The 12,655-nt window shown below is 65.5% G+C and carries 12 protein-coding genes; 8 read left to right on the top strand and 4 right to left on the bottom strand.

Features of this window, described 5'->3' with window-relative positions; translation table 11 throughout:
• Nucleotides 1-111 precede the first annotated feature (111 nt).
• From ACODS0_RS24035 to ACODS0_RS24005, 7 genes are all read left to right on the top strand, one after another.
• Nucleotides 112-678 carry a lipocalin family protein gene (locus tag ACODS0_RS24035; RefSeq protein WP_488837637.1) on the top strand — a complete coding sequence of 189 codons (567 nt, stop codon included), beginning with the start codon at nucleotides 112-114 and terminating at the stop codon, nucleotides 676-678.
• Entirely contained in the window at nucleotides 675-1,688 is a 1,014-nt protein-coding gene (locus ACODS0_RS24030) for an NAD(P)/FAD-dependent oxidoreductase (RefSeq protein WP_488837635.1), read from the top strand. The genes ACODS0_RS24035 and ACODS0_RS24030 overlap by 4 nt, the downstream gene beginning before the upstream one ends.
• Nucleotides 1,689-1,706: 18 nt before the next feature.
• Nucleotides 1,707-1,880 carry a DUF2256 domain-containing protein gene (locus ACODS0_RS24025; RefSeq protein ID WP_488837633.1) on the top strand — a complete coding sequence of 58 codons (174 nt, stop codon included), beginning with the start codon at nucleotides 1,707-1,709 and terminating at the stop codon, nucleotides 1,878-1,880.
• Nucleotides 1,877-3,193, top strand: coding sequence for a DASH family cryptochrome (locus ACODS0_RS24020; protein WP_488837631.1), 1,317 nt, complete (start codon nucleotides 1,877-1,879; stop codon nucleotides 3,191-3,193). The genes ACODS0_RS24025 and ACODS0_RS24020 overlap by 4 nt, the downstream gene beginning before the upstream one ends.
• Nucleotides 3,190-4,752 carry a cryptochrome/photolyase family protein gene (locus tag ACODS0_RS24015; RefSeq protein ID WP_488837629.1) on the top strand — a complete coding sequence of 521 codons (1,563 nt, stop codon included), beginning with the start codon at nucleotides 3,190-3,192 and terminating at the stop codon, nucleotides 4,750-4,752. The genes ACODS0_RS24020 and ACODS0_RS24015 overlap by 4 nt, the downstream gene beginning before the upstream one ends.
• Before the next feature lie 47 nt (nucleotides 4,753-4,799).
• Nucleotides 4,800-5,537, top strand: a complete 738-nt coding sequence (locus tag ACODS0_RS24010) for an SDR family NAD(P)-dependent oxidoreductase (protein WP_488837627.1) — start codon at nucleotides 4,800-4,802, stop codon at nucleotides 5,535-5,537.
• Nucleotides 5,538-5,732: 195 nt separating this feature from the next.
• The gene (locus tag ACODS0_RS24005) at nucleotides 5,733-6,761 is read left to right on the top strand and encodes a phosphotransferase enzyme family protein (protein WP_488837625.1); all 1,029 of its coding nucleotides are present in this window, start codon (nucleotides 5,733-5,735) and stop codon (nucleotides 6,759-6,761) included.
• 28 nt (nucleotides 6,762-6,789) lie between these two features.
• Here the strand turns inward: ACODS0_RS24005 and map are convergent, their stop codons facing one another.
• From map to ACODS0_RS23985, 4 genes are all read right to left on the bottom strand, one after another.
• Nucleotides 6,790-7,590, bottom strand: a complete 801-nt coding sequence (map, locus tag ACODS0_RS24000; RefSeq protein ID WP_488837623.1) for a type I methionyl aminopeptidase — start codon at nucleotides 7,588-7,590, stop codon at nucleotides 6,790-6,792.
• Nucleotides 7,590-7,865, bottom strand: coding sequence for a ParD-like family protein (locus tag ACODS0_RS23995; protein WP_094287431.1), 276 nt, complete (start codon nucleotides 7,863-7,865; stop codon nucleotides 7,590-7,592). The genes map and ACODS0_RS23995 overlap by 1 nt, the downstream gene beginning before the upstream one ends.
• 375 nt (nucleotides 7,866-8,240) lie before the next feature.
• A complete protein-coding gene (locus tag ACODS0_RS23990) occupies nucleotides 8,241-8,792 on the bottom strand; it encodes a hypothetical protein (RefSeq protein ID WP_488837620.1) in 552 nt (183 codons plus the stop codon).
• A gap of 166 nt (nucleotides 8,793-8,958) precedes the next feature.
• A complete protein-coding gene (locus tag ACODS0_RS23985; protein WP_488837618.1) occupies nucleotides 8,959-10,896 on the bottom strand; it encodes a sigma 54-interacting transcriptional regulator in 1,938 nt (645 codons plus the stop codon).
• Between the two features lie 280 nt (nucleotides 10,897-11,176).
• Here ACODS0_RS23985 and ACODS0_RS23980 point away from each other — a divergent pair, with 280 nt between their 5' ends.
• Entirely contained in the window at nucleotides 11,177-12,652 is a 1,476-nt protein-coding gene (locus ACODS0_RS23980; protein WP_488837616.1) for a benzaldehyde dehydrogenase, read from the top strand.
• The last annotated feature ends 3 nt before the right edge of the window (nucleotides 12,653-12,655 follow it).

The following is a 12,655-nucleotide window of genomic DNA, read 5'->3' as shown; positions in this document are numbered from 1 at the left end:
GGCCGGAGTTTACGGGTGGGCCATGGCAAGCGCCCGCGCCGGGCTTTCGCCACAACAGCGTTTGTGATGGCAGAATACCAACTGGTTTGTTTTGTGACCAATTGGTAATTTATGCCCTTCTTCCTATCCTGCTTCCGCCGCTGCGCCTGGTTGGGGCTTGCTGTGGCGTTGCTTGCCTTGAGTGGCTGCTCGTCCACCCGCCCGCCCGAGGGCATCACCCCCGTCACCCCATTTGACCTGGCCCGATACGAGGGCCGCTGGTATGAGGTGGCCCGGCTGGATCATTCGTTTGAACGTGGCATGACGGACGTGAGCGCCACCTACCAGCGCCAAGCCGACGGCAGCGTGCGCGTGCTCAACCGGGGTTTTGACACCGGCAAAAACGACTGGCGCCAGGCCGAGGGCAGGGCCCTGTTCACGGGCGATGCCAACACGGCCTCGCTCAAGGTGTCGTTCTTTGGCCCGTTCTACGGCGGCTACCACGTGGCCGCGCTGGATGCCAACTACCAGTGGGCGCTGGTGGTGGGGCCGGACCGCAGCTACTGCTGGATCCTGTCGCGCACCAAGCAGCTGCCCCCTGACGTACGCGAACAACTCATCGCCCGTGCACAGGCGCTGGGTATCGACACCCAGACGCTGATCTGGGTGACCCACGAACGAACCGACCCACAACCATGAGCCTTGCTACGCCACACACCATCGCCGTCATTGGCGCAGGCCTGGCGGGCCTGTCGTGCGCACAGGCGCTGCTGCAGGCGGGTCATACGGTGCATGTGTTCGACAAGTCCCGTGGCCCCTCGGGCCGCATGAGCACCCGCCGCGCTGAAGACGACAACGGCCCCTGGCAGTGCGACCACGGCGCCCAATATTTCACCGCCCGCGACCCGGCCTTTCGCGCCGAGGTGGCCCGCTGGCAGCAGGCCGGTGTTGCGGCTTTGTGGAATGCCCGGCTGGCCAGCTTTGACGGCACCGCCTGGACCACCCCGGCCACCCCGCTAGAACGATTTGTGGGTACCCCGCGTATGACGTCGCCCGCCACATGGCTGGTACAGCACCTGGGCGATCCTGCGCTGGCGCAGTGGCAAACCACCGTGCAGCGGCTGGACCACAGCGAGGGCGGGTGGACCATCACCTCGGCAGAACATGGCCTGCACAGCCCGCGTTACAGCGCAGTGCTGCTGGCCGTGCCCGCCCCGCAGGCCGTGCCCTTGCTGGCCGCCGTGGCACCTGCGGGCGCCGCCTTGGCCGCCAGCGCACGCATGCGTGGCAGCTGGGCTGTGATGCTGCGCTACGCAAGCCCTGTGGCCCTGCCCTGGGAGGGGGCGTTCATCAACACCGGCCCACTGCGCTGGGTGGCGCGCGACAGCAGCAAACCCGGCCGCACGGGGCAAGAAACCTGGCTGCTGCACGCCAGCCCTGAATGGAGCGAAGCCCACATCGAAGACAGCGCCGAGGCGGTCACCACCGCATTGCTCACTGCCTTTGCCGCCCTGGGTGGCCCCGCACCTTTGGCCGCCACCGCCCACCGCTGGCGCTATGCCGACACCGAACCCGCGCTCACGCAGGGCAGCTGGTGGGATGCGCAAATGCGCCTGGGCCTGTGTGGCGACTGGTTGCACGGCGGCAAGGTCGATGGCGCGTGGCTCAGCGGGCGTGCGCTGGCGCAGCAGGTGTTGAAGCCTGCGTAACCAACCCACAGGTCCGCCATGCGCATGCGCAAAAAATCAGACCTTCCGCAAAAGCAGTGCTTGCAATGCGGCCTGCCCTTCTTCTGGCGCAAGAAGTGGGAGAAGGTGTGGGACGAGGTGAAGTACTGCTCGGACCGCTGCCGCAGCGAACGCAAACGCACCGGCAAGGGCGCGGGGGAGGGCGCCACATGAGTACGGTGCTGTTCTGGTTTCGTAACGACCTGCGCCTGCATGATCAGCCCGCGCTGCACGCAGCGCTCACCAGCGGTGCCACCCACCTGCTGCCCGTGGTGTGCCTGCCTGCCTCTGATGAGACCACACCCTGGGGCTTTGCCCGCGTAGGCCCCCACCGCCGCGCCTTCACCGCCGCAGCACTGCGCGGTCTGCATCAGCAGACGCGTGCATTGGGCAACCCGCTGCTCATCTGCCAGGCCCCGCCCACTACCACCCTGCCGCACTTGGCCCAGGCCTTGGGTGCCACCACCGTGGTGTGCGAAGACATTGCCGCCGCCTACGAACAGGCCGAGGTCGCCGCTCTGCGCGCGGCAGGCCTGCAAGTGCGTACCGCATGGCACAGCAGCCTGCTGCACCCGGCCGACATGCCCTGGCCTGCCTCTGGCCTGCCCGGTGTGTTCACTTCGTTTCGCCAAAAGATCGAGCGCGCAGGCATTACCCCCGCTGCACCACTGCCCGCACCCACCAAACTGCTGCCGCCGCCCCAAGTGCCTGCGCCCGTGCTGCAAGCCGTGGGCGCAGAGCAGGGCGCTGCCAGCATCCAGCCACCCGCACCGCCCCAGGGCACCGATGCGCGCTCGTCCTTCCCCTACGGCATGCCTGCTTGCGATGGCAGCGAGGCCGCCGCGCTGGCCCACCTGGCGCAGTACCTGGCCCGCAAGCTGCCGCACAGCTACAAGGCCACGCGCAACGGACTCACGGGGCTGGACTACTCCAGCAAGTTCTCACCCTGGCTGGCCACGGGGGCACTCTCGCCGCGCCAGATCTATGCCGATCTAAAAACCTTTGAGCGCAACCACGGTGCCAACGATGGCACCTATTGGCTGTGGTTTGAGCTGCTGTGGCGCGACTACTTCCGGCTGCTGCACCTGCAATACGGCGCAGCCCTGTATCGGGCGCGTGGGCTGTCTGAACTGCCGCCCACCCGACACAACCTGCGCGGCTTTGACCACTGGTGCAGGGGCGAGACCGGCGAGCCGCTGGTCGATGCCGCCATGCGCGAGCTGGCTGCCACCGGGTATCTGAGCAACCGACTGCGCCAGGTGGTGGCCAGCTACCTGATCTATGACCTGCACAGCGACTGGCGCGCAGGCGCCGCGTGGTTCGAATCGCAACTGGTGGACTACGATGTGTACAGCAACCAGGCCAACTGGCTCTACATTGCCGGGCGCGGCACCGACCCGCGCGGGGGGCGCCGCTTCAACCCCATCAAGCAGGCGCAAGACCACGATGCCGACGGCAGCTACCGCCGCATGTGGGGCACGGCATGACCACGCCTCAGCCCCGCACCCCACAGGGCGCTCATACCTTGCGACTGCTGCTGGGCGACCAGCTCAACCCCGAGCATTCATGGTTTGCCACGCACGACGAAGGCGTGGTCTACGTGCTGATGGAAGTGCGGCAAGAGACCGACTATGTGCTGCACCACTCGCAAAAAATCCTCGCCATCTTTGCCGCCATGCGCGACCTGGCCCGCCACCTGCGCGAGGCGGGGCACCGCGTGCGCTATGTGGCGATTGACGACGCCAGCAACCGCCAGTCCATCCCCGCCAACCTGGCCGCCCTCATGGCCCACTACGGCGCGCGCACGCTGCAGTACCAGCACCCGGACGAATGGCGGCTGGACGAGCAACTGCGCACCTGGGGTGCAGAGCAAGCCTTTGCCGTGCAGGCCGTCAGCAGCGAGCACTTCTACACCACCCGCATCGAAATGGCCGAGGTGTTCCAAGGCCGCAAGCAGTGGCTCATGGAGCACTTCTACCGCCGCATGCGCCAGCGCCACAGCGTGTTGATCGACGAGGCTGGCGAGCCCGAAGGTGGCCAATGGAACTACGACCACGACAACCGCAAGCCCTGGCCCGGCACACCCGCACTGCCGCCCGACGCCCGCCCCACGCACGACCACAGCGCCCTGTGGGCCACCATCCAGGCCGCAGGCGTGCAGAGCTTTGGCAACCCGCAGGCCCATGCACTGCGCTGGCCGCTGAACCGGGCCGAGGCGTTGGCGTGGCTCGACCACTTCGTCACCACCACGCTGCCGCACTTTGGCGCGTATGAGGACGCCATGAGCACACACAGCACGCGGCTCTTTCACTCCCTGCTGTCCTTCGCACTCAACACCAAAATGCTGCGCCCGCACGAGGTGGTGCAGCGCGCCCAAGCCGCTTACCACGCAGGCACTGCGCCCCTGCCTGCCGTGGAGGGCTTTGTCCGCCAGATCCTGGGCTGGCGCGAATATGTGCGCGGCATCTACTGGGCCCACATGCCTGGCTACGACGAGCGCAACGCCCTGGGCCACAGCACGCCACTGCCAGCGTGGTTCTGGACGGGCAAGACCCAGATGCGCTGCATGCAGCACGCCGTGGGCCAGTCGCTGGAGCATGCGTATGCCCACCACATCCAGCGCCTCATGGTCATCGGCAACTTTGCGCTGCTGGCGGGGCTGGACCCTGCCGCCGTGCACCGCTGGTATCTGGGCGTGTACATCGACGCCTTTGAATGGGTGGAAGTACCCAACACTGTGGGCATGAGCCAGTTTGCCGACTGCGGCCTGCTGGCCACCAAACCCTATGTGAGCAGCGCCGCGTACATCGACCGCATGAGCGACTACTGCAAGGGTTGCCACTACGACAAGAATCAAAAAGTGGGTGAGCGGGCCTGCCCCTACAACGCGCTGTATTGGGATTTTTTTGCGCGCAACGAAGGCACGCTGGGTAGCAAATTCCGCCTCGGCATGGTGTACCGCCAGCTGCAAAAGATGCAGGGCCCGCAGCTGGATGCGCTGCGCGAGCATGCGGCCAGCTTGCGCACGCGGCTGGATGCGCTGTAGCCCGCCTGCCGAATCACCCAACGACACCTTCACCGCAGAACCGCGCCATGTCTCAAGCACAACCCGCCGCAATGCCGTTCACTTCTTTGCAATCGCTGCCTGATGGCTACCGCGCCCTCGTCATCGGCTCCACCGGTGCCATCGGCAGCGCCTTCCTCGCCCACCTGCAGGCCGACCCACGCTGCGCCCTGGTCGTGGGCCTGGGCCGCCACACCCACCCGGCGGTCGATCTGGACGACGAAGCCACCATTGCCGCCGCCGCCCAGCAACTCAGGGCCCAGGGCCCGTGGCACTGCATCATTCACGCCGCTGGCCTGCTGCACGGCCCCCACGGCATGCCAGAAAAGCGCCTGGGCCAGTTGAACTACGCGCAGATGGAAGCCACCTTCCGCACCAACACCTTTGGCCCCGCGCTGGTGCTGGCCCACTTTGCACCGCTGCTGCCCAATCAGGGGCGCGGCGTGCTGGCTGTGCTCTCGGCCAAGGTGGGGAGTATTGGCGACAACCGCCTGGGTGGCTGGTACAGCTACCGCGCCAGCAAGGCCGCGCTCAACATGCTGGTCAAAACGGCGTCCATCGAAGTGGCCCGCACCCACCCGCAGGCCGTGCTGGTGGCGCTGCACCCCGGCACCGTCAACTCGGCCTTGTCGGCCCCGTTCAATGGCGCAGAAATCGGCCGTCCCGCTGCAGATGCGGCGGGCGACATGCTGCGGGTGCTGGATGGGTTGCCGGTGGAGGAAACGGGGTGCTTTTACGCCTACAGCGGCGACAAGCTGCCGTGGTGATGGCGACGTGGAGTGCTATGGTTTTGATACCGATGGTGCAATACCAGCGGGCGGTAGCAGCCATTTCAAGCAGTTTCTCGTGATGTAGCTGTTTTCCCGCTAGTACCAGCCTGGGAGGCAGCGACAACGTCTGGGTGCAAGCCCATCGAACCACGTCGCACGGGTGTTTCATGCTTCATCCATGGAGAATGCCGCATGCTTTCACCCACCTCCCGTGACCTCAAGCTGGTCGTCTCCCACACCACAGCCGCTGCCTCTGCCGTGAGTGTGTGGGTGGCGCAGCACTACGGCCTGCCAGTGCAGCAGTGCTACCTGATCCGCCGCAACCTCAATGACAACTACGCCGTGCGGGCCACGGACGGCAGCCGCTATGTGGCGCGGCTTTGTGCCATCCGGCCGCGCGGTGCGTTCAATGTGGATTTTGAAGTTGCGCTGCTGGCCCACCTGCACGCACAGGGTGTGGGCGTGGCCACGCCGGTCCTGGCTGCGAATGGTGCTGCCAGCGTTACCCTGCCGTTCCCTGAGGGGCCGCGTGCGCTGGTTCTGTTTCGCCACTGCGACGGCGTCGTGCCCGATACGCCAGAAGAGCTGCACCTGACTGGCGCCACGCTGGCCCAGATTCACAGTGCTGCGCAAAGCTACGCAGGCCCCGCAAGCCGCTATGTGCTGGACGGCCACCATCTGGCAGGCCGCACGCTGGACTACCTTGCCGCCCATCCTGATCTGTCCCCCACCGTGCTGGATGCCTACCGGCAACTGGTTGGGCGCCTTCTGAGCGAGTTGGCTGATGTTGAGGGCACCCTGACCCGCGTGATGTGCCACGGCGACACGCATGGCTTCAACAACCATGTGACCACCGATGCCGATGGTGTGCAACGCGCAGCCTTCTTTGACTTTGACGACGCCGGGCCAGGGTTCCTGGCTTATGACCTGTGTGTGTGGCTGTGGTCGAACCTGCCGCGCAAGGCCACCATGGAGCCCGACGACGCCTTGCTCAAGCGCTGGCAGCAGTACCTGGCCGGCTACCGCGCAGGGGGCGGCCGTGTCACGGATGCCGACCTCGCCGCCCTGCCGCTCTTCGTGCAATTGAGGCACCTGTGGAACATGGGGGAGGGCGTGGCGCGTATCCACCACTGGGGCGCCAACATGATGTCGGCCGACTGGATCAAGAAGCAGCTCGATGTGATGGCCGCTTGGGCCCGTCTGGAGCTGCCACCCGGCTGATGCGGCAATCTCCTCGTGCAGGCCATCCCTAAATCGCCGGGTAGCTGCCCGTGCCCCCCGGCCACGCTGTCAGCACCTCAAAGCCGCTGTCTGTCACAGCCACCATGTGCTCCCACTGGGCCGAGAGCGACCGGTCCTTCGTCACCACCGTCCAGCCATCGGCCAGCTCCTTGGTCTCGCGCTGGCCTGCGTTCAGCATGGGCTCGATGGTGAAGACCATGCCCGCCTCCAGCCGCAGCCCCTGGCCGCGCCGCCCGTAGTGCAGCACCTGGGGCTCATCGTGGTACACGGTGCCAATGCCGTGGCCGCAGTACTCGCGCACCACGCTGAAGTTCTCGCGCTGCGCCACGGTGGCAATCGCATAGCCCACATCGCCCAGTGTGGCGCCGGGCTTTACCTCGCGGATGCCCGCGCACAGCGCCTCGTATGTGGTGCGCACCAGCCGCTGGGCCAGCACGCTGGGCGTGCCCACGCAGAACATGCGGCTGGTGTCGCCGTACCAGCCGCCTTTTTCCACCGCCACGTCAATGTTCACGATGTCGCCCTTCTTCAGCACCTGCTGGGGCGAGGGGATGCCGTGGCACACCACATGGTTCACCGAGGTCAGCACCGTTTTGGGGTATCCCAGGTAGCCCACATTGGCAGGCCGCGCGCCCTGCATGTTCACGATGTGGTCGTGGCACAGGCGGTCCAGCGCGTCGGTGGTCACGCCCGGCACCACATGCGGCTCGATCATCGCCAGCACCTCGGCCGCCAGCTGCGCGGCCCGCCGCGCCATCACCAGTTCTTCAGCCGAGCGGATCGGCACCCCACGGTCAGCGCGTGCCATCAGTGCGGCTGCTTTCTGGCGCGTGCGGTGGGAGCGTCTGCAGCAGGCTTGCTGTCCAGCTCACCCCGCGCCGCCAGCGCCACGTCCAGCCCACCCGCCAGCTCGGCCCGCACCAGCATCTGGCAAATCTCGCGGTGGTCCAGGTCGGGGTACATCTCGGCCAGCATGCCCACGCGCATCCAGTGCTCGGCCTGGGAGTTGATGGAACGGCTCAGCGCCGTGCTGGCCAGACGCAGGTTTTCGTGCATCTGGTCGGAAATTTTTACTATGCCCATGGGGTGCTGCCTTTAAGCGAAACGTATTTGAATTGTATATGTTTCGCATAATTTGAGAGTGTGCGGCACCCAGGTACCGTCAGTTCAACTTTTGCAACCCTGGTCAACGGTGCCGAGATTGGTCGCCCGACTGCCGGTGCCGCTGGAACAAGCTGCAGATGCGGGAAGGGTTGCCAGTGAGAAGAGTGGGCAGCTTCTACGTTTACACCGATGACCGGCTGCTATCGTGAATGCGGCGTGGTTTGCTATGATTTTGATACTGCATACGCCGATCTATCAAGCGCTAGCAGGCATTTTGGCCAGAACTCCAATGCTGGCTTCGTCAGACATGACTACCGCAGCGTGGAGAGATTGCTGCAAGTACGAGAAGGCGTATTACTCCGTTCCTTCAGATTTCTTGGCACACCATTCAGAGTATGGGAGTTTGGACTTGCTGCTGCGGTACTCGGCCATGAGGTCGAGCTGTCGATCAAAGCCGACTTCTTTACGTTGCAACGACAAGAAGCGGTCCTCTTTCTGCTCTCTGGTTTGAAGATAGGCGACTGAGCGAAAGCCGTTCATCTTCCACTCCCCTTTTCTCAAGGGATAGGGGCCCGGAGTGCCTTTTCGTCTGGGCATGTGGCCAAGTTGAATGAAGGACATCTCGATCATGGTTCCAGCCAGTACCCCAACGATCTCATCTATCGAATCTGCCAGATCCAGATCCTCTTTGCCGTTTTGTAAACATCGAGACACCTCCTGCATCCATTCGTCGTCATAGATCTCTACGGAGTCTCTTACGGATAGCTCAACCGCTTTTAATGTCCGGCCTGCATATTTACGCCAAGTTCCGAGGTGATTGGATTCTTTCAGTGCGTACCACGCACCACTTCCAAAAAGATCTTCGAGCGCAGATTTCACGGAGAGATATTTGGTGTATTCGTTCATGACGAGGCTGCAATGGTTGGTTAGTTCTCTCAACACGCCATTCGACGGGTCGACCCATCGTTCAAGTCGAGCAGTTGTACCGCTAGTTGTTCTGAAGGCAGATGCGACCTTTTTGGACCGTTGAAGATGGGTTCTCGCAGTCGCACTTGTGCAGCCCGACTTCGCGTCATCGCCACCCAATCCCAAACTTCTTAACCCGATAAGCCATCGTCGCCCGGCTAATCCCCAACAACCGCCCCGCCAGCGCCACATTCCCCCCCGCACTCTGCAGCGCCTGCCGCAGCATCTGCTCCTCCGCCTGGTGCAGCGGAGCCACCACGGGCGCAGCGGCTGGCGCTAGCGCCGCACCAGCCCGCGCACTCGCCGCCACAGCCGCCTGTGGGGTTTGCACCGCAGCCCCCACACCCGCCACCCCCTGCGCATGCAACGTCCCCCCGCTGTTGCCCTGCAAGTGCAGCGACATCACTCCGCCGCCGCTTTGTTCACCCCCCGCAAACAGGTGGTGCGGCTCAATCGGCTCGCCATCCGTCGCCAAGATCACCGCCCGCTCAATCAGGTTCTGCAACTCGCGGATGTTGCCGGGGAAGGGGTAGTGAAACATCGCCTTCACCGCCGCCTGGCTAAAGCCCGGCACCTGGCGCTGGTGCTTGCGCTGGTAGTGGGCCAAGAAGTGGCTCATCAGCAGGGGGATGTCGTCGCGCCGGTCGCGCAGCGGGGGCAGGTGGATGGGGAAGACGTTGAGGCGGTAGAACAGATCCTCGCGGAACGTGCCTTCGCGGACGGCCTGGCGCAGGTCCACGTTGGTGGCGGCCACCAGGCGCACGTCCACGCGCACGGTGCGGGTGCCGCCCACACGTTCTACCTCGCCTTCTTGCAGGGCGCGCAGCAGCTTGCCCTGGGCCACCAGGCTGAGCGTGCCGATTTCGTCGAGGAAGAGGGTGCCGCCGTCCGCGCGCTCAAACCGGCCGGGGCGCGATGTGCCTGCGCCGGTGTAGGCGCCGCGCTCCACGCCAAACAGTTCGGATTCGACCAGCGTCTCAGGGATGGCCGCGCAGTTGATGGCTACAAAGGGCTGGCTGCTGCGCGGGCTGATGCGGTGGAGCATGCTGGCAAACATCTCCTTGCCCACGCCCGATTCGCCGGTGAACAGCACGGTGGCGGCGGTGGGGGCCACGCGCTGCAGCATGTGGCAGGCGGCGTTGAAGGCGGATGAGGCGCCGACCATGGTGGCGTGCGCCGTGGCCTCGGCGGCGGTGCCTGCATCGCTGGATGCCGTCGCCTTGCCCGGTGGCACGCCCAGGTAGGTTGTGCGGGCCTTGCCCTGCGCACCTGCAGGCATCGAGGTGGGCAGTGTGGCGGGCGGGGTGCCCACAAAGTCCTGGGCGTTCAGGTAGAACAGGTCTTGCTCGGGGTCATCCCACAGTTCGGCCGATTTGCCCACCACGCGGCAGTGCGCGGCGCCGGAGGAGCGGCAGTCCACCTCGCGGAAGACGATCATGCGGCCAAACAAGGTGCTGACGTAGCCGGTGGCGTAGCCCACCTGCATCCAGCACGCGGGCGATCCGCCCACGCCGTAGGCGGCGATGTGCTCGTCGTCTTCGCTGGAGTTGTGCCAGATGAACTCGCCGTCGTATTCGCCCAGCTCGGCGTTGTAGCGGGCGTGCACCACCTCCACCTGCACCACGCCCTCCAGCGCGTGCAGGCGCGTGCCGGCCATGGCGGCGGCGGTGGGCTCGGCATCGGGCCATTGCTGGCGCACCAGGCGGGCGTCGCGCGCGCCGCTGACGTAGCCCGCGCGGGTGAGCAGGCCACGGGCCTTGTCCAGGCCAATGCTGTCGATCAGCTCGCGCCGCAGCGAGCCCAGGGCCTCGGAGTGCAGCAGGATCATGCGCTGGTCTTGCAGCCAGATGCGCCCGTCGCCGGGCGAGAAGAACAGGCATTCGCTGATGTCGGCCACCGTGGGGTGGGTGTGCTGGCTGATGCCATGGGTGTCGAACCCACCCAGGGCGCGGGGGGCTTCGGCAGGCACGGTGCCCAGCAATGCCTGGCCTTGGCCCACGGCGGTGCGGTGCAGGTCGGCCAGAGAGACGCGGCGCTTCGGCATGGGGGCCTCCGGTTGTGGATCAGAAAGTGATCAAAAAGTGATCATTTGATCAATCTTTGCAGTGCTATTTGTTTATGGATGGTAACTATTTGGTGGCAAAAAGTCGCCCGTGCCAGCCATGTTTTGGCCTAGGGAAAGTCCGTAGCGCTCCCTCTCACAAAGCTCGTTTTTCAAGCGTTTTGGGGCTTGGTGGCAGGCGGGGCTGGTACGCCCGTTGCAATTTGAGGTCACACCGCCGCAGCCATGCGGTGGGTTTTGATTTCAACCAAGGAGCAATGCAATGGGTGTTTCAGAAAAACCAGGCCTGCTGGACAACCGCCTGTGGGCGGGCAAGGCCTTTGATGGTGCGTGGTCCACCGCGCTGAGCACGGCGCGTGATGCGGTGGAGCCCGCTACGGGCCAGGTGTTCAGCCGCGTGGGCATTGCCAGTGCGGCAGACATGCAGGCCGCCATTGGCCGTGCGCAGCAGGCGCAGGCCGCGTGGGCGGCCACGGGGCCGCGCGAGCGTGCAGCCGTGTTCCACCGTGCGGCCAGCATTTTTGAGCAGCACTTTGACGAGCTGGCCATGACAGTCGCCCGCGAAACCGGCGGCATCGTGCCCAAGGGCCAGCACGAGGTGCGCGAGGCCATCACGCTGTGCCACCTGGCCGCAGCCTTGCCCATGCAGGCCCAGGGCCAGGTGCTGCCCAGCACGCCGGGGCGCCTGTCGATTGCGCGGCGCGTGCCGCACGGGGTGGTGGGGGTGATCTCGCCATTCAACTTCCCGCTCATCTTGGGCCTGCGCTCGGTGGCCCCGGCGCTGGCGCTGGGCAATGCGGTGGTGCTCAAGCCCGACACGCGCACGCCAGTGAGCGGTGGCTTCATCATGGCCCGCGTGTTTGAAGAAGCGGGCCTGCCCAAGGGCCTGCTGCAGGTGGTGCCCGGCGATGCCGAGGCGGGCGAGGCGCTGGTGGTGGACGAGCGCGTGCCCATGATCGCCTTCACCGGCTCGCCCACGGTGGGCCGCCGCATTGGCGCGTTGGCCGGGCAGCATCTCAAGAAGGTGTCGCTGGAGCTGGGCGGCGCCAACAACCTCATCATTCTGGAAGACGCCGACCTGGACGCCGCCGCCAGCGCCGCCGCGTTTGGCGCGTGGTTCCACCAGGGGCAGATCTGCATGGCATCCAACCGCATCCTGGTGCACGAGTCGATTGCCGAAGGCATCGTGCAACGCATGGTGGGTAAGGCCACGCACCTGCCCGTGGGCGATGGCGCCAGCGGCCAGGTGGCCCTGGGGCCGATGATCGACGCCAAACAGCTGCAACGCTTCGACAAGCTCATCAAAGACAGCGTGGCCCAGGGCGCCAAGCTCGAAGCGGGTGGCACCTACGAAGGCCTTGGCTACAAGCCCACGGTGCTCTCGGGCGTCAAGCCCGGCATCCGTTCGTTTGACGAAGAGCCTTTTGGCCCGGTGGCCAACCTCGTCACCTTCCGCACCGACGACGAGGCCGTGCAACTGGCCAACACCAGCCAGGGCGGCCTGGCGGCTGCCGTCATCAGCCCTAGCGTGGGTCGCGCCATGGCCATCGGCCAGCGCCTGCGCGCAGGCATGGTCCACATCAACGACCAGACGGTGAACGACGAGTGCACCAACCCCTTTGGGGGCCCTGGCGTGGGTGGCAACGGGGGCAGCGTGGGCGGGCCTGCCGACATTGATGAATACACGCAGTGGCAGTGGATCACCGTGAAGGACGCGCCACCTGCATTCCCGTTCTGACAT

The organism is Acidovorax sp. FG60 (assembly GCF_057808995.1).
Note: the sequence above shows the minus strand (reverse complement) of the source record. Positions and strands in the feature narration are given on the sequence as shown.